The 19,907-nt window shown below is 37.7% G+C and carries 14 protein-coding genes; all 14 read left to right on the top strand.

The features are described 5' to 3' along the window. Positions 1-346: 346 nt before the first annotated feature. The 14 genes from QZ657_RS13995 to QZ657_RS13930 all read left to right on the top strand — a co-directional run bounded on the left by QZ657_RS13995 (position 347) and on the right by QZ657_RS13930 (position 19,816). Positions 347-1,243 (top strand): AraC family transcriptional regulator, encoded by an 897-nt coding sequence (locus QZ657_RS13995; RefSeq protein WP_291959321.1) that lies wholly within the window; start codon positions 347-349, stop codon positions 1,241-1,243. A gap of 194 nt (positions 1,244-1,437) precedes the next feature. After that, positions 1,438-2,748: a GntP family permease gene (locus QZ657_RS13990; protein WP_291967677.1), complete on the top strand. Its 1,311-nt coding sequence runs from the start codon at positions 1,438-1,440 to the stop codon at positions 2,746-2,748. Between the two features lie 421 nt (positions 2,749-3,169). Continuing rightward, a complete protein-coding gene (locus QZ657_RS13985; RefSeq protein WP_291967676.1) occupies positions 3,170-4,177 on the top strand; it encodes an L-rhamnose/proton symporter RhaT in 1,008 nt (335 codons plus the stop codon). A 56-nt stretch (positions 4,178-4,233) separates the two neighbouring features. Beyond that, positions 4,234-5,403, top strand: a complete 1,170-nt coding sequence (locus tag QZ657_RS13980; protein ID WP_291959326.1) for a mandelate racemase/muconate lactonizing enzyme family protein — start codon at positions 4,234-4,236, stop codon at positions 5,401-5,403. Beyond that, the gene (locus QZ657_RS13975) at positions 5,378-6,826 is read left to right on the top strand and encodes an aldehyde dehydrogenase family protein (protein WP_291967674.1); all 1,449 of its coding nucleotides are present in this window, start codon (positions 5,378-5,380) and stop codon (positions 6,824-6,826) included. Before QZ657_RS13980 ends, QZ657_RS13975 begins: the two co-directional genes overlap by 26 nt. After that, a complete protein-coding gene (locus QZ657_RS13970) occupies positions 6,823-7,773 on the top strand; it encodes a 2-dehydro-3-deoxygalactonokinase (protein WP_291967672.1) in 951 nt (316 codons plus the stop codon). Before QZ657_RS13975 ends, QZ657_RS13970 begins: the two co-directional genes overlap by 4 nt. Further along, complete coding sequence (locus tag QZ657_RS13965) at positions 7,763-8,413, top strand: bifunctional 4-hydroxy-2-oxoglutarate aldolase/2-dehydro-3-deoxy-phosphogluconate aldolase (protein ID WP_291967670.1); 651 nt, start codon at positions 7,763-7,765, stop codon at positions 8,411-8,413. Before QZ657_RS13970 ends, QZ657_RS13965 begins: the two co-directional genes overlap by 11 nt. Before the next feature lie 4 nt (positions 8,414-8,417). Next, positions 8,418-8,738, top strand: coding sequence for a hypothetical protein (locus QZ657_RS13960; RefSeq protein WP_291967668.1), 321 nt, complete (start codon positions 8,418-8,420; stop codon positions 8,736-8,738). Positions 8,739-9,115: 377 nt separating this feature from the next. Next, entirely contained in the window at positions 9,116-12,307 is a 3,192-nt protein-coding gene (locus QZ657_RS13955; protein WP_291967666.1) for a SusC/RagA family TonB-linked outer membrane protein, read from the top strand. A 12-nt stretch (positions 12,308-12,319) separates the two neighbouring features. Beyond that, positions 12,320-14,071, top strand: coding sequence for a RagB/SusD family nutrient uptake outer membrane protein (locus QZ657_RS13950; protein ID WP_291967664.1), 1,752 nt, complete (start codon positions 12,320-12,322; stop codon positions 14,069-14,071). A gap of 96 nt (positions 14,072-14,167) precedes the next feature. Further along, complete coding sequence (locus QZ657_RS13945; protein ID WP_291967662.1) at positions 14,168-15,577, top strand: sulfatase; 1,410 nt, start codon at positions 14,168-14,170, stop codon at positions 15,575-15,577. Between the two features lie 12 nt (positions 15,578-15,589). After that, the gene (locus QZ657_RS13940) at positions 15,590-16,870 is read left to right on the top strand and encodes an MFS transporter (RefSeq protein WP_291967659.1); all 1,281 of its coding nucleotides are present in this window, start codon (positions 15,590-15,592) and stop codon (positions 16,868-16,870) included. Between the two features lie 8 nt (positions 16,871-16,878). After that, positions 16,879-18,036, top strand: coding sequence for a mandelate racemase/muconate lactonizing enzyme family protein (locus QZ657_RS13935; RefSeq protein WP_291967657.1), 1,158 nt, complete (start codon positions 16,879-16,881; stop codon positions 18,034-18,036). Positions 18,037-18,049: 13 nt separating this feature from the next. After that, the gene (locus QZ657_RS13930; RefSeq protein WP_291967655.1) at positions 18,050-19,816 is read left to right on the top strand and encodes an arylsulfatase; all 1,767 of its coding nucleotides are present in this window, start codon (positions 18,050-18,052) and stop codon (positions 19,814-19,816) included. Positions 19,817-19,907 lie beyond the last annotated feature (91 nt).

Here is a 19,907-nt window from a genome sequence, read left to right as displayed (position 1 = left end):
AAAGGACATTCCATATTTTTAAAAACAATTGCAGAGTTAGAGCACTAGTAGATTAAAGTTTTTAGGCTTAATTCCTTATTTTCATTTCATTATCATTTTATTAAAAAGGGTGCGTATCCCGTTTAAAATTATAAGTGTTTAAAGGAAACGGACCATCAATAAATGCGTCTTAAATTTAGTTATGTATGTTGTAGTAATAATAAACAAGTTGTCATAAGTAATGGTTGTAATTTGGTATATAGTATTAAATTATCTATAATTTGTATATTTGATAAAAATCAAGTGAATTTATTGTTGCATTATTAATTCTGGATTTTTTAGCTAATAAATTTTACTACTGCGAATAATGAAACTAACCTATAAACAAACCGATAGAAAACCGGAAAATTCTTTTTTAGCACGTCAGGATACAATACCATGTATTGAGCAAGATTGGCATTTTCATCCAGAGATAGAGCTTATCTATTTTTTAAAAAGTACCGGTACACGTTATGTAGGTAATTCAATTGGTAATTTTGAGGAGGGTGAACTTTATATGATAGGTAGTAATGTGCCGCATTTGTTCAGAAACCACAGGGAATATTATGATGGTATAGATGAAAATAACTCGGCAGATTTAATTGTTGTAAAATTTGAACGCGATTTTTTAGGCGAAACTTTTAAAGAATTGCCTGAAGCAAAAAGATTGCAGACACTTTTTGATAATGCAAATAGGGGTCTCAAATTTTCTAAGGCGGCAACCTATTTGGTTCATACACATATGATGGGGCTTGTTAGGGGACAGGGACTTTCTAGAATTGTGGGATTGTTAAAGATATTGGATATTTTATCGGTAAGCGAAAATTTCAGTTTTCTATGTTCCAATGGTTTTGATAACTCATATAAAAAGAGTGAAAAAGAACGTATGGCCAGAATAATATCATATCTCAATGAAAATTTCGAAAATAAGATAGAATTAGAAACCGTGGCATCTATAGCCCATATGGCACCAAATGCTTTCTGTAGATATTTTAAGAAAAGAACCCAAAAGTCTTTTGTGCAGTTTTTAAATGAAATTAGAATTGGGCACGCTTGTAAATTATTAATAGAAGGTAAACTTCAGATTACTACAATTTGCTATCAATCCGGTTTTAATACGGTCACAAATTTCAATCGTCAGTTTAAAGCCTTAATGAATATGACACCTACTGAGTATATGGAACCCTATATTTCAAATCAAAAAGTAGAGTTAGAAAACGTATAAAGAATATATCAATTCGCAATTTTAATATTTCTACTTGGTTTGCTCCTTTTTAAATGACGTTTGATTATAAGTTAAAATAGTGCATCTGCTAGATAACTGTGAAGATGTTGTTGATCGTTGTTTCAATTAAGTTTGTGAAGAAATGTTAATTATAGGCGTTAATTGCAATTGATATTCCATAGAATTAAAAGTATATGACCTCCCTTTTTATTTTAATTGGTTGCATAATATTGCTAATAATAGGTGTTACGGTAGTTAAGGTACATCCTATTCCTGCGCTATTGATTGCAGGCTTAGTTTTAGGTTTGGCAACAGGTAATTCGGTCCAGATGGTAACCGAAAGTCTTTTAAGTGGTTTTGGTAACACCTTAAAGTGGATAGGTTTGGTCATACTATTTGGTACACTGCTTGGTGAGATATTGGCAGAGACCGGTGGTGCAGATGTTATTGCCGAAAGTATCATAAAGCTTTTTGGAATCAATAGATTGCCATTGGGCATGGCAGTAATTGGTTTTCTGGTTGGTATACCGGTATTTATGGACGTTGCCTATTTAACTTTATTACCTACCATGGTAGCACTTTCAAAAAGGTCGGGTCAGTCAATTTTGGTGTTGGGCTTGTCTCTGGCAATGAGCTTAACTGTTGCGCATGCACTTATTCCTCCAACTCCAGGTCCTTTGGCGGTAGCGGCACTGTTAGAAATTAACATTGGTGAAATGATACCTTTCAATGTTATGGTCGCTTTTGTTGCAGTTATTGGAGGTTTAATTTGGATAAAGCTGAATTCAGTAAAATTGAATAGACAAAGTACTGTAGCAATTGAAAAAGACCATGAAATTTTGGATAAAAAAGAATTGGTTGGGTATAAACGGATATTGCCTTTTGCATCCCTAATCGTTCCTTTGATCTTAATGTCCATAGGCAACATATTTCATGTGAAAAATCCGTTCATTGATTTTATCAAAAATCCGGTTTGGGTATTAATGATAGGGGTATGCTTTGCACTTCCTTTAATTGGTAAGGTAAAATTTTCAACACATCTAAATTCATATTTTCAGTCTGCTGGGGCAAAATGCGCCATAGTCATTCTCATCACTGGTACAGGTGGTGCTTTTGGTCAGGTAATTAAAGATACTCAGATTGTCAACTCCTTATTTTCGGAAGTGGACATGGGCAGTCTTTCAATATTAGGTGTAATTATTCCATTTTTACTGAGTTTTTTATTCACTACGGTTACGGGATCAATAACGGTCTCTTTAATCACTACCGCTTCTATAGCTGCCCCTTTGGTAACTGGTGGGGTTTTGAATCCTGAATTGACAGCTGCCGCAATTGGTGCCGGGTCTTTAGGTATTATACACGTAAACAGTAGTTTTTTCTGGCTGTTTAAAGAGGTTCATGATGTTTCAGTGACCAGATTATTAAGGTCGTTCAGTGTACTTTCCGGCATTGTGGCAATTAGTGGCGGTTTACTTGTTTTATTGTTGTTTTGGTTTTCTAACTAAGATTGTTAATTGCCTCTACTTCTTAGGATTATATTATAAAAAGTTTAAAAAACACCTAAATTATCTGTTTGAGCGCTTGATTTTTATCAAAATGATAATATTGTGCAGTCGTAGGTTAATAATTGCATAGTGGATCTTCTTGATAACCACGTACTTTGACTTGTTAGTTGAGTTAAGTCAATTATTACAGTTGAGTTAGTTGTTGCATATGATCACGGTAGTATTTTACAGGTATTGCCGTGTTTTATTTTCAATGCTTAATAATGTAATAGAATCTAATTATCATTTTAAAATGATATTAAATCAGCTTCATCTCTTTCTTATTAATGAAATTGAAACGAGGGTAATATTGTATTTGTTCAAGGTAGTTCCAAACAGTGCAAATGTATCTAATTGCTCTTTGTTTATATAAAGTAAACTTATGAATATTGAATTCCTTCCTTTGGTATTGGTGCTCTTAGCAAGTTTTTTTCAAGGAACATTTGGCTTGGGCATGAAATATATGGCTCCTTTAAAATGGGAGGCTTGGTGGTTGGTACATGCCTTTGTTGCAATGATATTTGTACCAATGCTATGGGCTTTTTTGGTTATTCCAGATTTGTTCGGGGTTATCTCAAGTACAGAAAGTAATGTATTGTTGGTAGCAGCTTTTTATGGCTTTTTATGGGGTATTGGCGGAATTTTGTTTGGCGTTAGTGTAGAGAAGACGGGTATTTCTATTACATACGGAATTGTAATGGGCTTAGCGGCATCTATGGGATCCATCATACCGTTATTTCAAATTGATGGTGCAATGTCCCAGCCTACATTTCCTGTAATTTTAATAGGGGTAGCCCTTTTATTGGTGGGCGTTGCCATTACCGCCGTTGCGGGGGTGAAAAGAGATCAGTTGAACATTACCGAAAACTCCAAGAAAGGAGCTATAAAAACGGGAGTTTTAATTGCAGTGGCGTCCGGTGTGCTTTCTGCCTTTTTAAATGTTGGTTTTGCCAATGCGGCACCTGTAGCTAGTAGGGCCGTTGATTTTTTTGGAGTAGGTGCTCAAAATGCCAGCTTGGCATCATGGGTAGTTGTTTTGATCGGGGCGTTCATTATGAACGGCGGGTATGCCATCTTTAAATTATCAAAAAATAATTCGTGGTCTTCCTTTAAGACTATAAACAGCCGCAAGGCATATACTTGGGCCATAGTATCCGGTATTTTTTGGTTTTGTGCCTTAGGGGTTTATGGGCAGGGTGCGGCATTAATGGGTAAAATGGGACCGGTAATAGGTTGGCCCATTTTATTGGGGCTGGCACTGATAATCAGTAATATTTGGGCCTACAGGGCAGGCGAATGGAAAAACGCTAAAAAACCCTTTTCAATACTTCTAATAGGTCTGTTTGTTCTCATACTGGCCATATCCATATTGGGCTATGCAAATTATTAAAAAGAAGAGGTTAGGTTGTAATGGCAATAGATTTCAAGAAGTAAACAATATATAAAATGAAAATAGCAAAAATCGAACCTTATATCATAGTACATAAGTTAGACACTCCTTTCTATTTTTCTCAATGGCAGTATGATACGCGTAGAATTTGTATCGTAAAAGTTACTTTAGAAGATGGGACCTATGGTTGGGGAGAAGGCTATGGACCGGCAGGTGTAATTAAGGCTGGAATTGAATTTTTTACACCTTTTCTTCTAGGTAAAGATGCCTTAGGTCATGAGATATTGTGGCAAGAAATGTACCGTCGTTCATTAGACTACGCGCGTAGTGGTAGTCTTCAGGCGGCAATAAGTGCAATAGACGTTGCATTGTGGGATATTAAAGGCAAGTTATTGGGGCAACCTGTATCTATGTTATTGGGCGGAATTAAAAATCCAATAATTCAACCTTATGCAACAGGACTATATTTTACTAGGGTAGGAAATCTTGAAGAAACATTGGTTGAAGAGGCGCTATTGTATAAAAGTCAGGGTTTTAAGGCGGTGAAGATGAAAGTAGGTCTGGGAGTAGAAGAAGACATTAAGTATATTTCTGCAATACGAAAAGCCATTGGTCCGGACATTAGATTAATGATAGATTCTAATCATGCCTACAATTATAGAGAATCTTCTAGACTTGCTCAAAAAGTTGAAAAATTTGATATTTCTTGGTTTGAAGAGCCAGTTTCTCCAGAAGATTATGAAGGTTACAGAAGGTTACGGGAGAATACTATAATACCAATTGCCGGTGGTGAATGTGAATATCTAAAATTTGGCTTTAAACGCTTATTTGAAAACGAGTGCGTAGATATTGCCCAGCCAGATATTTGTGCTACCGGCGGATTGACAGAAGCTAAGCGCATAGCAACCTTGGCGCAGGCATATAGCAAGGATGTTGTTCCACACACTTGGGGTACTTGGATCGCCATCAGCGCTGCCGTACACTTTGTGGGCAACTTGGATATGAACCCCGGTAGAATGTACTGCGAACTACCAACGATGGAACTGGACAGAACCGAAAATGCACTGCGGGATATTGTTACAAAGAGTGATGTCAAAGTAGTGAATGGTTTGATCAACGTGCCAAATTCACCAGGTTTGGGTGTAGATGTGGATCTAGACGCTTTAAAAAAATTCAGGGAGAAAGAAACAAATATAAATAATGGGGACATTGAAATTCGGTCATAAAAAATTATATATAGATGGGCAATTAACAGAAGCATCCAATGGAAAGACTTTTGAGGTTATTTGTCCGGCAGATGAAAAACCTACGGCCACCATTGCATGGGCAAGTTTTGAAGATACGAACAGAGCTTTAAAATCGGCACAAAAAGGTTTTGAAACTTGGTCTACAATGCCATTAGGCACAAGGTTACAATGGATTGATAAACTAAGAAACAAAATAATAGAGAATAGTGATCTGCTGCGTGAAAGTATCATGTATGAGATGGGCAAAACGTGGGAAGGTTCAGAAGAGGATCTTACTAGTATCATTAACTCATTAAAATACTATTCTGAAGAAATTCAATTAAGGCAGGATATTCCTATTGAAGATAAAGAGGGTAGTCATGAGCACAAGATGGTATCACAACCACTAGGTGTTGCCGTTGCTTTTTTGGCATATAATTTTCCGTTGCTGAACTTAGGTTTTAAGCTGGGTCCTGCCTTGGCATCTGGGTCTAGTATTATTTTAAAGCCATCTGAATTTTCACCATTGTCGGCCTATATTATTGGGGAGCTTTGTGCAGAAATTAATTTTCCGGCCGGCGTTGTAAATGTAATCTGTGGAGATTTAAAAGATGTTGGTATTCCGTTATGTGAGAGTACTATACCAAGACTGATTACCATGATCGGATCTACTGAAACGGCACAAAAGCTGATTGCGCAAAGTGCACGGACATCTATTAAAAGATATAGTATGGAGTGTGGCGGTAAAGCTCCTTTCATAGTAATGGGTGACGCTAATTTAGAGTTGGCCATAACTATTGGAGCTGCTTTAAAAATAGGCAACACCGGGCAAATTTGTGTAGCGCCTAATCGCTTCTTTGTACACGAATCGCTTATCGATAATTTTACCGAGGGTTTGGCAGCAAGGTTCGGTAATACTAAAATAGGATTCGGTCGTGAAAACAAACCTGATATGGGTCCATTGGCAAATGAAGCATCGGTTAAAAAAGTGCAGGCTATTATAAAAGAAGCAATTAAGCAAGGTGGTGAACTTATATATGGTGGTAATTCTATTGAAGGAAAAGGCTATTATTTTGAACCTACCGTTATTCGCATGAAAAATAATAAAGCTGAGATATTACAACACGAAATTTTTGGTCCCGTAGCAATTATTGTTCCTTTTAATACGAAAGAAGAGGTTATTAAATTGGCGAATAATACAGATGCAGGTTTGGTTTCTTATGTTTTTTCTGAAAATAAGGAAACCTTAAATTATTTTGCTAAGAAGTTAGAATTTGGTGAGGTTCAGCTCAACGGTGTAAAATATGATATTTATCTGCCTCATGGAGGAGTAAAAAATAGTGGTATTGGTGTAGATTGTTCTACTTATGCGCTAGATGATTATTTGGTCAAAAAGAGAGTTACACTTGCTTTGAACAGATGAAAATACCAGATTACTTTATTAGTTGTGATTGGGGTACCTCTAATTTTAGGCTTAAGTTGGTAGCGACCGAAACACTCAATGTATTAGTTGAACATAAGACAGATCAGGGAGTAAAAGTCGTTTACCAAAAATTCTTGCAGCAAAACCAAATAGGTCAAACTCAATTTTTTAAAAATTATCTAGAAAGCCAAATCAATAAACTTGATGATTACCATAAAGCGGGTTTAATTGTAGCCGCTGGTATGGCTTCTTCAAATATTGGAATGAAGGAGCTGTCCTATGGTGAGGTACCTTTCAATGATAAGGGAGAAGGTCTAAAGTGGGAAATAGTACCGTTCAAAGAAAATCTGGATATTATTTTGATTTCTGGGGTAAAAACCGAAACTGGTATGATGCGCGGGGAGGAAATACAAGCTTTAGGGCTCTCAAAATATTTAGAGTCTTATCGGTCAGGTATTCTCATATTGCCAGGCACGCACAGTAAGCATATTCATTATTTAAACGGGGAGTTTAATTCCCTTAAAAGTTTTATGACAGGTGAGGTTTTTGAGTTGTTGTCTTGCACTAGTATTCTGTCTAATAGTGTAGAAAAGTGTCATTGGATCAACAAAAGGCATGATGCATTTAAGCAAGGGCTAAAAATTGGTTTTAGGGGAGAATTAAGTGCGCATCTTTTTTCTGTAAGGGCAAGGCATATACTTGATGATGCCAACAAAAAAGATAATTTCTATTTTTTAAGCGGTATGCTTATAGGTGATGAACTCTCTTACTTAAAAGACATGGAACATAACATTTTTCTTGCGGCGCCAGAGCCTTTTTATAGTATGTACAAATTGGCGTTAGAGAGTGTGCTTAATGCTGCACAAGTAATATGTTTTGGTGATAAAGTTTTGGAAAAGGCTTTATTGTTAGGGCAAAATAACATAATGGAAATATATGCAAAATAATACCCCTTTTTCTTGGCACAGATATCATATTACACCCATCGTAGGTATTGTAAGGGGGCTGGATTTGGACACGGTAAGGCAAATTATAAAGGCTTACATCGCTGCAAAATTCTATACCATAGAGGTAACTATGAATACGCCCAATGTTGCTAAAATAATAAAGGACTTACGTTTAAATTACCCTAATCTAAATGTTGGTGCAGGTACCGTGTGTACTATGGCAGATTTAGATAAGGCAATAGCTGCGGGAGCGCAATTTATAGTGACCCCCATTATAGATGAAGAGGTCATTAAAAAATGTGTTGCAATGCAATTACCGGTTTTTCCCGGTGCGTATACGCCTACGGAAATTTACAAAGCCTGGGCTTTGGGTGCATCTGCGGTAAAAGTATTTCCGGCAACAAAATTGGGTCCTAAATACATAAAAGATGTGCTGGCGCCCTTAAATCAAATTAAGTTAATGCCAACAGGTGGAGTTTCTCAGGAAAATATCAAATCTTTTTTTGAAGCGGGCGTAGTGGGCGCCGGCATGGGCAGTTCATTATTTGACAAACAAATGATCAAGGTGAAGGATTTTGAAGCTTTGCAAGGTCATTTTACGGTAATACGAAACGAAATAAACCTTTTTGTAAAAAGTTAGAAGTATGAAATGTCAGTTCAGTCATATTGGGATACCTACACAAGAAGAAAAAGATTGGGACGGCTATTATAAGCCTGGTAAAATTCATTACACGGATTTTAATACCGATGAATATGCTGTGGAATGGGTGAAGTTCGATGCCGATAGCCCGATGCCGAAAATGATGCGTATAATGCCACATGTAGCTTATTTGGTAGATAACCTTGAAGAGGCTTTATTGGGTAGAAATATATTGGTGGAAATTTTTGCTCCCGCTGATGGTGTTCGTGTTGCATTTATAGACCACAATGGTGCTCCTGTAGAATTTATGGAGGTTTCAAAGTAACCGGTTTTTACACTATCTACACTTTTTATACTTTTTTGCTATCGGTAATTGTATCAATAACCGGTAAATAATTCATTCCTGGTCACGTCTTTTTATTCATTCTTAGTTAAAAACAGGTTTTTTGGTTATGTGTTTAAAATGCATATGCCATAATGTTATATTCGCAAAATTTAACCCTAAAATTTAGTAAGAAATCAAAAAGGTTAGAATAATGCTAGTACTAGGTAATTTTTTGGTGTTGAAACAGGACAGCTTCCACTTCTTTTGTAAAGTAATTGTTAAAGATGGGTTAAGGGTATAGCGTATCGTACTCAAATTCAAACAAGTAAACACAATGAAATACTTAAACTAAACTTAAATAAACAACAGAAAGCTTTATGGAAAAATTGAAAAAAGCAATCGTAAAGAAAAACAACCCTAGGTGGGGCGGTTTTTATTTTAAAGAATTTCATAGAATGGGACTTTGTACTTTTCTATGTATATTCTTTGGCATAACCGGTATTATGGCTCAAGAGTTAAAGGTATCCGGTACTATTTCAGATGCTCAAGGTCCTTTGCCGGGTGCAAGTGTTTTGGTGAAAGGCACTACTACCGGGGCTCAAACAGATTTTGATGGAAACTACTCATTAACCGTAAACAATGGTGAAGTATTGGTTTTTTCCTATATAGGCTACGCAACACAAGAAATTTCGGTAGATGGGCAATCTTTAATCAATGTAACCCTTGAAGAAGATGCCTCTAAATTGGACGAGGTAGTTGTTCTTGGATATACGACCAAGAAAAAAGGGGAAGTTACCGGTTCTTTAAGCACCATTAGTAGTGAGGCCATAGAACAGTCTTCAAGTAAGGATATTGCCAAATCATTGGCAGGTAGGGCTTCTGGTTTAATTATTAGTGACCGTGGAGGAGTACCGGGTGCTGGTAATGGTGCAGGTGGCAATACGGATGACGATGCCACTACTATCTTGATAAGGGGAAAGTCTACCTTAGGTAATAACAGTCCCTTGATTCTTATAGACGGTGTTCCTTCAGGTTCGTTCTCGCAATTGGCACCACAAGATATTGCATCTATTACGGTTCTTAAAGATGGTTCCGCCGCTATTTACGGATCACGTGCTGCCAATGGGGTTATTTTGGTGACTACTAAAAGAGGTAAGAGCGGAAAGCCAAAAATAAACTTTTCTAATGCTTACAATATTTCATCCTTTACTAGAAGACCGGAATTGATGGATGTAAATCAGTTCGCTATATATGAAAATGAAATAAATGCAAGGGTTAATGGTGCCGATGCTGACCCAGTTTTTACTCCGGAGCAAATTGCAGGTTTTCCAAATACGGACTGGGCCGATGAGGTTTTGGCAAAAAGCGCACCGGAATCAAGAACTTCTCTTTCTGTATCCGGTGGTACGGACAAAGCTAAATATTTTGTCAGTGGAGATTTCATAGACCAAAAAGGTCTGTATAGTTCAGGTGCTTTAGGCTTTAAACAGTATCAACTTCGTTCTAACATAGATGTGAACTTAACGGACAGCTTTAAATTAGGTGTTGATCTATCTACACGTTTTGGCAAAAGAACGTCACCAGGTGTAGACGCCAATAATATCTATAAACTAATTTTTGGACTGCCACCAAATGAAATAGCAAGATTTTCAAATGGGCTGCCGGCACGTGGTGGTGATGAAGGTAACCCTATATTGACGTCTAGCAATGCTTCTGGTTTTGAAGATAATTTTACTACTACCATTACAGGCCGCTTTACGGTAGATTGGAATTTGGATAAAGTGTTAAAAGGCTTAAGTATAAAAGGATTTACAGGATTTAGAAAAATAGAGAACAATACAAAATCTTGGTATACACCGTGGACATTTTACGCCCAATCAGATGATGGAACGTTTGAGCCTAGAATTGGTTCTAACCAACAAGGAACGGAACGTATATTGACAGAGAGCTTTAATAAATTCGATGAGCAAATTTATAACGCACGTTTACATTATGACAATACGTTCGGTGACCATTCAATAAGCACTTTCGTAGGTATGGAAAGGTTAACGAACGATTCTAACAATTTCTTTGCTACAAAAGTTGGTGGTTTTCCAGATGCTAGCAGAGGAGAATTATTTCAAGGTAACAATGATGATAGGCAGTCATCTGGCGGAACTAGCTCTGAGTTCAAAAGACAGGATTTCTTTGGGTCCATATCATATGATTTTAAGAAAAAATATTTTATCGACTTTACTATGAGGTATGATGGGTCTAGTAGATTTGGAGAGGGTAACCGTTATGGTACATTTCCAAGTGCCGCCGTTTCTTGGGCAATTGATAAAGAAGGCTTTTTAGAAAACGTTAGTTGGATAGACGGTTTAAAACTTAGGGCTTCTTGGTCAGAAATGGGTAACGATCGTATTGGTGCCAATCAGTTTCTTTCCTTGTTCGATCTTGGGACAAACACCGGAAACGCCAATAATCCATTGGGCACAAGATTTCCAAACTATTATGTATTGGGCGCGGGTGGAGAGAATTTTTTCAACACCTACAATCTTGCTAGGTTAGCAAATACTGATGTTACTTGGGAAACTGCTAAGCTGTGGAACGTTGGGTTGAACTTTACATTTTTAGACAACAGATTGTCGGGTGATGTAAACTACTACGAGCAAGATAGATCGGATATTCTGGTAAACAGATCAGGTGCGATTCCCGGATTCATAGGATTACAAAACAGTCAAATACCGGCAGAGAACATTGGAGAGACAAGAAGTTGGGGTTATGAATTTGAATTGGCTTGGAACGATCAGGTAAACGACAACTTTTCTTATAATATAGGAATGAACTTTACCAATGCTCGTAACGAAGTAATTTCGTTGCCGGAGGGTGATAATATATTGGACTCACAAAAGCAAGGCGGTAAACCTATAGATTCATATTTGGTTTATCCTACAGATGGTATTTTTAGAGATCAAGCCCAAGTAGATGCCACAGAAATAAAAAGAGAAGGTACTGTAGAAGGAGAGCCAATTTACCTAGATATAGATGATGATGGTGTAGCCAACGCAAATGATTTTATAAGAACATCGACTTCTAACATACCACAAGTACAATATGGCGTATTTGGGGGGGTCAATTACAAAGCTTTTGGTTTAAATTTCTTGTTCCAGGGCCAGGCAGAAGCGGAAACCTTGGTGTTTTTTGATCAATCTGGATCGAAACCGGAATTTGTGTTCAATGAAAGATGGACACCGAACAATAGAAATTCAATTTATCCAAGAGCCTTTGCCCAAGGTGATGCTATAAGTGGTGGGCAGGTAGATGGTACTTCTGGCTTTGCCGATATTTATTATTTTGACGCCTCTTTTGTTCGTCTTAAAGAAGTGGAACTTTCATACACGCTTAAGAGTGACGTAATCAAGTTTGTAGATGTACGCTTATTTGCAAGGGGGTATAACCTAGCTACTTTCTTCTCTGATATTTGGGATTTGGGCCTTGACCCTGAAGCTACGGGTTATAACAATTTTAGAGGAGCTCGTTATACTCCGTTAAAGACGTATTCCATAGGTGTTAATTTTAGTTTCTAAAAAAAAATAATCATGAAAAATTATAAATCGATTAAAAGATATAGTGCGGTTGTGCTAACAATCATTCTCTTTAGTTTGGGTGCTTGTGAAGATAGTTTAGAAATAGATGTAAGGGATTCTTTTGCCAGTGACTTGGTATTGAGCACGCCCGAACAAGTAGAATTGTTGCTGCTTACCACATATAACAGTACTGAATCTTTTGGGGCCGGAAGTCAATTTTGGGCCAGGTACATGAATGTGGAAATTGCTTCTTTTGAAGCTAGAATGAATTTTAATGCAACAACACAAGCTTTAGATCAATTCGCCGTGCTTAGAGGGTGGACATCTGCGAATGTGGGGCAGTTGGGGCGCAAATGGCAAGATCTTTGGACGTATGTGAGACAAGCAAATGTCTTTCTGGAATTAGTTGAAGGCAGTGAGGCGCAGCTAAACAATCCTGAAGAAATTGAAGCTTTAAAGGCAGAGATGCGTTTTTTAAGGGCTAACCAGTATTCAAAATTACTAAAGTTCTTTGGTGGGGTACCATTGTTGACATCGGCAGCAACCTTGGATGATGACTTTAACATTCCACGTAACAGTTACCAAGATGTTGTAGACTTTATAGTAAACGAAATAGATGCTATTGCACCGCTTCTTCCTCTAACCAGAGATAGTGGGGAATTTGGCAGGGCTACAAGATTGTCTGCTTTGGCGCTTAAATCCAGAACTTTGCTATATGCTGCCAGTGACCTGCATGATCCTTCGTTGGCACCACAATCATCTAATTTAGAATTGTATACCTATGACAAACCTAATAAATGGCAAGATGCTGCCGCTGCGGCCAAGGCCGTTATCGATTTGGTTGGAGACAGGGATTTAATAAGTACCCCAAATGCAAAGGCTTACCAAGAACTATTTTTATCGGCAAATGAAGATATTTTGTTCGCAAGACCATTTGGAGGAAGTGTGTTCGGTTTTGGTACAGATGTAACTACCCAACCAGACAATGCACAATCGCCAAGAGGTTTTGATGGATGGAGTCTTTCTACCCCATTGCACAACTACACATTGGTTTATAATATGGAAGATGGTAGTACTACCGATAGTCCTTCTTATGATGCGGCAAACCCTTACGAAAATCGTGAAATGCGCTTTTATGCCAATATTAATTATCAAGGGGCTAATTTTAGGGGAAGACCTATTGATTACGCTATCTCTGTAGATAACACCGTTGTTCCAGATGGTTTGGATTCTTTTTCGCAAGATCAGCAAACATTAGGAAACTTTAGACACGGTTCTACCACAGGGTATGCAATGCGTAAATTCCAAAACGAAGCCTTGGGTACAGATGTAAAACAAGCTAGTCCGGGAAGACCGTATATTATCTATCGTCTTGCTGAAATTTATTTAAATTATGCAGAAGCTTCGTTTAGGGCTGGTGATGAGGAGACGGCAAGAAGATATGTAAGCAGAGTTTCAGAAAGAGCTTTGCAACCAGCTATTACATCTAGTGGGGCAGAACTTTTAGAGGCTATCAAAAGGGAAAGAAGAGTAGAGCTAGCTTTTGAAGGCCATAACTTCTTTGATGAGAGACGTTGGTTAAATGAAGATAATCTTGGTTTTGACGTAAAAGGTCTGCGTTGGACAAAAGATTTGGATGAGAATGTCTCTTTTGAAGAATTTACTATTGAAACAAGGCCATTTGATAAAAAGCAGTATTATTTACCAATACCACAATCGGAAATTAATAGAACCGAGGCACTAATTCAAAACGAAGGATATTAATTATTAGTAACTTATTTCAATTTGAATGCAGAACAAAGCCGGGGTATGTCTCCGGCTTTACTTCTCAAAGATATTTTGAACTTTAAAAAGATGTTAATGAAAAAAATAGTATTCATGGTATTTTGCCTTTTTGGCATATGTACCTCGGCACAGGAAAAACCCAATATAGTGCTATTGTTTTCGGATGATGCGGGTTATGCTGATTTTGGTTTTCATGGTAGTAAAATAATGAAGACCCCAAATCTAGATAAACTGGCAAAACAAGGCGTACGCTTTTCACAAGCGTATGTGTCAGATCCCACATGTGGTCCGTCTAGAGCTGGGTTGATAACAGGTAAATATCAACAAAGATTTGGCTTTGAAGAGAATAATGTACCTGGTTATATGAGTGCTGTATCTGCAGTGGACAATAGGGAAATGGGTGTACCCGTAGAAGAAGTATCCATAGCAGATTACTTGAAAAAGCAAGGGTATGCTACCTCGTTTTATGGTAAATGGCATTTAGGAGGTGATGATAGGTTTCACCCTACCAAGCGAGGTTTCGATGAATTTTATGGTTTTAGAGGAGGTGCAAGAAGTTATTTTCCATATTCTGATGCGCCTGCGAGTGAATTGGATTTAATGGAACGTGGTTTTGGTAATTTTGTAGAGCCAGAAAAATATTTGACCGATGCATTGGCAAAAGAATCTGTAGATTTTATAGAGAGAACCGCAAAAGCATCTAAACCGTTTTTTACCATATTATCTTTTAATGCGGTCCATACGCCTATGGATGCCACGGAAGATGATTTAAATCAATTTCCCTATTTACAAGGTAAACGAAAGACTGTTGCCGCTATGACTTTGGCACTAGATCGTGCGTGTGGTAAGGTTCTGGATAAATTAAAAGAATTGGGTATTGAGGATAATACCATTGTCATATTTACAAATGATAATGGTGGTCCTACCGATAAAAATGCCGGTGTAAACTATCCATTAAGTGGCACTAAATCCAGCCACTTAGAAGGTGGTATACGTGTACCCTTTTTAATGAAGTGGCCAGGTAAGTTGCAACCGAATACGGTATATGATTACCCAATAAGTACTTTAGATTTGCTACCTACATTTTACGCGGCGGCAGGTGGTAATGAAAAAGAATTAAAAGACATTGACGGTGTAAACCTTATGCCTTACATCAATGGTATAAATGAAGATAGACCGCACGAAACGTTATTTTGGAAAAAAGATGCAAGGGGTGTAATTCGTAAAGGAGATTGGAAACTCATTAGATATCCAGATAGACCAGCTGAACTTTATAATATTCCAAATGATATTTCTGAAACCAATAACGTGGTTGCGGATCACCCTGAAATGGTAAGGGAGCTGTTTAAGGAGCTTTTTGCTTGGGAACTTACTTTAGAAAGACCTAGATGGATGTTAAAAAAGTCTTTTGAAAAAGTTGATATAGATCGCATGGATGAATATAGGGATCAATCTAAATATTTGAACGGGGAATCTAAAAAGTAGAAATTCAATTTTATGACCAAGAAACGCTATAACATACTTGCCTTAATTTTTGGAAGTGTAGTTATTAATTATTTGGATAGGACCAATATTTCTGTCGCCGCTCCGGCAATTAAAGAAGCTTTAGATCTTTCATCCGTACAATTGGGTTTAATTTTTTCGGCATTTGGGTGGACGTATGTTGCACTGCAAATACCAGGCGGCATCGTCGTGGATAAAGTAGGGGCTAGGTTGTTATATGGTCTTATGCTATTTTTTTGGTCAATAGCTACATTGCTACAAGGGTTTGTCAATTCATTCATAGTTTTGTTGGGTCTGCGTGCCAGTATTGGAATATTTGAGGCGCCCGCATATCCTGCAAATAACGCCATAGTTACAAAATGGTTCCCTGAGAATGAAAGGGCATCCGCAATAGCTATATATACTTCCGGGCAATTTATTGGTTTGGCCTTTCTGTTTCCGGTATTGACCATAATTCAAGATAAATTGGGTTGGCGGGGTTTGTTTATAGTTTCGGGAGTAATAGGTATTCTTTGGGCAATTGTTTGGTATACCTTTTATCGTGATCCAGATAAACACAAGTCTGTAAGTTCTAAGGAGATTGAGCATATTAGAGAAGGTGGTGGTCTAGTGAAGACTACGAAGGCTACAACAGAAAAAACAAAGTTTAGTTGGTTAGACTTAGCACAAGCTTTTAAACATAGAAAATTGTGGGGGGTATACCTTGGTCAGTTTTGTGTAGGTTCTGTTTCTATATTTTTCTTGACTTGGTTTCCAACTTATTTGGTAGAATATAGGGGATTGGATTTTATAAAGTCGGGTTTTTTGGCATCGTTGCCTTTTTTGGCGGCATTTGCAGGAGTATTACTTTCTGGCTTCACTTCAGACTTTTTAATCAAGAAAGGTAAGTCTAAGGAGATTGCCAGAAAAGCACCGGTCTTATGCGGTTTATTATTGTCGGTCAGTATTATAGGAGCAAATTTCACCAATGATACTTTTTACGTCATCTTATTTATGACCCTTGCTTATTTTGGTAATGGGTTGGCTTCTATCACATGGGTATTTGTTTCGTTAATGGCGCCAAAGCATTTGATCGGTTTGGTAGGTGGTGTGTTTAATTTAATTGGTGGACTTTCGGCCGTGGTAGTTCCCGTAGTTATAGGGGTACTTGTGAAGGATGGCGATTTTAGTCCGGCATTATATTTTATAGGCGCAATGACACTTCTTGGTTTTTTGTCCTTTTTGTTGATTGTTGGTAAAGTAAAAAGAATTGAAGTAGTAGAACCCAAAGTATAAAATCTTAAATGAAAATTACAGCAGTAAAAACATATCCTATCAATATAGGTTTTGGCAGTCAATTGGTCATCAAAGTAGAGACCGATGCCGGTATATACGGCTGGGGAGCGTCGGGATTATCCGGTAGGGAATTGGCGGTCATTGGTGCTATAGACCATTTTAGACCAAATATAGTAGGTAAAGACCCTCATCAGATCGGAGCTATTTGGCAAGATTTATACAGAGGTCAGTATTTTGAAGGAGGTCGTGTATTGACCGCGGCTATTTCTGCCATTGATATAGCCTTGTATGATATAAAGGGAAAATCTTTGGGTGTACCGGTCTATGAACTATTAGGGGGTAAACAAAGAAATTATATAGATTGTTTTGCTTCATTACGATTCACTTCAGAAGACGAATTAATTGGAAGGGTCCAACACTTGATCAAAGAAGGTTGGAATGTGTTGCGTTTGGCACCTGCAGAGTATGAAGAGAATAGTCAGGCTATTTTTGAACCTAGGGAATCTATTGCAAAAATATCAAAATGGGTTACAAGGTTACGAGAAGTTATAGGACCTGATCCGGTTGTAGGTATAGATTATCATCACCGACTCTCAGCACCGGAGACCTATTCTTTTTTGTCGAAAATGCCTAAGGGAACTTTAGATTTTATTGAAGAACCCATTAGGGATGAAACGCCCGAAGCGTATGAGAGCCTACGCAAAATGGTAGATGTACCTTTTGCAATAGGTGAGGAATTTGCAAGTAAATGGCAATTTCTGCCCTACATTGAAAGAGGCATCACCCAATTTGCTAGGGTAGATGTTTGTAATGTAGGAGGTATTACAGAGGCTATGAAAGTAGCTGCTATGGCAGAAGCGCATTATATTGACTTAATGCCACATAATCCGTTAGGTCCAATTTGTACTGCGGCTTCCATTCATTTGGCAGCGGCATGCCCCAATGTTGCTTGGTTAGAGGAAATCAATACTCCGGCAGAACAGCCAGGTACCAATGATGCTGAATTTTATCCTAATCAACCGCAATTGCAAGGTGCTAAATATAGTATTCCAGATGTTCCAGGGCTAGGTGTTGATTTCAATGAAGAGTTGGCTTTGTCCAAAGTATTTATTCCTGTAGAAACACCCCGCTTAAAAAAGAGAGATGGTTCTTATACAAATTGGTAAAAGAAGTTTAATTATGAGTACTCAGCTAAAGTTTAGATTGTCAAGAATATTGATTGCGGTAACCATTATTTCTACCTGCTCCATTTTACGATCACAAAATCGCCCTAATGTTATCATTATGATGAGCGACGATCAAGGCTACGGAGATATAGGTGCTCATGGTAACCCGTATTTGAAGACACCTAATATGGAATCTATTGGTGAGCAAGGTGTAGAGATGACCCATTTTTTTGCATACCCAAATTGTTCAGCATCCCGTGCTGCTGTTTTAACCGGAAGATATCCATATAGAACTGGGGTAACAGCTGTAACTCAGGTAGATCACTTTATGAATACTTCAGAAAAGACTTTGGCAGAAATACTTCAAGATAATGGCTACAGAACTGGCATTTTTGGAAAATGGCATTTAGGCGATAATGCACCAATGAGACCAACAGATCAAGGGTTCCAAGAAGCGTTGGTACATAAAGGTGGTGGAATAGGTCAGGCTGCAGGACCTGCCGGAAATACCTATTTCGACCCTATTTTAGAACATAACAATGTGTCTAAAAAGTATGAAGGGTATTGCGATGATATTTTTACCAATGCTGCTTTAGATTTTATCGGTCAAAAGGACAAAAAGCCTTTTTTAGCGTATTTAGCGACCAATTTGCCTCATTTTCCGTTACAAGTTCCAGATGAACGGGCAGAGCCTTATCGCAAAAAAGGACTGCATGAAGACAACGCACTAACGTATGGTATGATCGATAACATTGATTATAATGTTGGTCGCGTGTTAGAAAAACTAAAGGAACTGGGGATTGAAGAGAATACCATTGTAATTTTTCTTTCGGATAATGGTCCAAGAAACAGAAGAACAAAGAATGATGTTTACCCGGGTCGGTGGACAGCTAATTTAAGAGGTACTAAAACAAGTGTTTATGAGTGTGGAATTAGAGTACCGTTTTTTGTAAAATGGCCCGGTCATATACAACCGGATCAGACCACAAAAACTATGGGTACCGTGATCGATATTTTACCCACCATACTTGACGCTTGTAATATACAGGCACCAGAGAATATTAAGATTGACGGAAAATCTCTTTTACCTTTGTGGACCGGTAAAAAGACTTCTTTTGAGAATAGCTTGTTTTTCACTCAAATGCATTATGGTCCTACACCTTTTAAATACATGCATTTTGCAGTAAGAACCCAAAAATATAAATTGATCAGTCCGCATGATTTTCCACATGGCATTCTATATCAACCCAAAGATGAAGAATTACAAGAAGTACTGGCAAATTTAGAGCTATATAATGTTGAGGAAGACCCAAGTGAACGCATTAATTTGGCTAAAGACCATCCAGATGTTGTAGAAGATTTGTTGGCCAAGTACGAGAATTGGTTCGATGAGGTTACGGAAGAGCGAGACGCTAAAGGTATTCAAAGAATATATTTAGGTACACCGCAACAACCAGAAGTAAACCTATCTAGATTTGATTGGGGCGGACCTCGTGTAATTTCAAAAAATGAATTGGGGCATTGGCGGGTTACAACAGAGTCCGGATTGTATGCCATTAGCTTAGATCTCCCAGAGGTAAACGAAGATGGCAAGGCAAATATAAAATATAACCGTTTACATCTAACAAAGCCTATTGTTAAAGGACAGCGAAATGTTGTTTTTACCAACGTTTCTTTGCCAAAGGGAGAAGGTAATTTTCATGCGTATTTTAAAATTGGAAGATTGGCAACAGGACCGCTATTTGTTGATGTTAAACGTATGGATATAACAGAGAAGTAAAGCCATATTCTCACCTGTAAGAAATCTAGTGCTCTTGTAGTAAATGGTAATTAGAGATTGCCTAAGTTTTAGATAAAGGGTAAAATAGTGT

Origin of the sequence: Maribacter sp., assembly GCA_020629415.1 — a bacterium.
Taxonomy (GTDB): domain Bacteria; phylum Bacteroidota; class Bacteroidia; order Flavobacteriales; family Flavobacteriaceae; genus Maribacter; species Maribacter huludaoensis.
The sequence above is the reverse complement of the archived record's forward strand: the minus strand, read 5'-3'. Positions and strand labels throughout refer to the sequence as shown.

Coding starts and splice junctions, on each gene's coding strand:
- QZ657_RS13995 (WP_291959321.1), top strand. CDS start 347: ATGAAACTAACCTATAAACAAACCGATAGAAAACCGGAAAATTCTTTT.
- QZ657_RS13990 (WP_291967677.1), top strand. CDS start 1,438: ATGACCTCCCTTTTTATTTTAATTGGTTGCATAATATTGCTAATAATA.
- QZ657_RS13985 (WP_291967676.1), top strand. CDS start 3,170: ATGAATATTGAATTCCTTCCTTTGGTATTGGTGCTCTTAGCAAGTTTT.
- QZ657_RS13980 (WP_291959326.1), top strand. CDS start 4,234: ATGAAAATAGCAAAAATCGAACCTTATATCATAGTACATAAGTTAGAC.
- QZ657_RS13975 (WP_291967674.1), top strand. CDS start 5,378: ATGGGGACATTGAAATTCGGTCATAAAAAATTATATATAGATGGGCAA.
- QZ657_RS13970 (WP_291967672.1), top strand. CDS start 6,823: ATGAAAATACCAGATTACTTTATTAGTTGTGATTGGGGTACCTCTAAT.
- QZ657_RS13965 (WP_291967670.1), top strand. CDS start 7,763: ATGCAAAATAATACCCCTTTTTCTTGGCACAGATATCATATTACACCC.
- QZ657_RS13960 (WP_291967668.1), top strand. CDS start 8,418: ATGAAATGTCAGTTCAGTCATATTGGGATACCTACACAAGAAGAAAAA.
- QZ657_RS13955 (WP_291967666.1), top strand. CDS start 9,116: ATGGAAAAATTGAAAAAAGCAATCGTAAAGAAAAACAACCCTAGGTGG.
- QZ657_RS13950 (WP_291967664.1), top strand. CDS start 12,320: ATGAAAAATTATAAATCGATTAAAAGATATAGTGCGGTTGTGCTAACA.
- QZ657_RS13945 (WP_291967662.1), top strand. CDS start 14,168: ATGAAAAAAATAGTATTCATGGTATTTTGCCTTTTTGGCATATGTACC.
- QZ657_RS13940 (WP_291967659.1), top strand. CDS start 15,590: ATGACCAAGAAACGCTATAACATACTTGCCTTAATTTTTGGAAGTGTA.
- QZ657_RS13935 (WP_291967657.1), top strand. CDS start 16,879: ATGAAAATTACAGCAGTAAAAACATATCCTATCAATATAGGTTTTGGC.
- QZ657_RS13930 (WP_291967655.1), top strand. CDS start 18,050: ATGAGTACTCAGCTAAAGTTTAGATTGTCAAGAATATTGATTGCGGTA.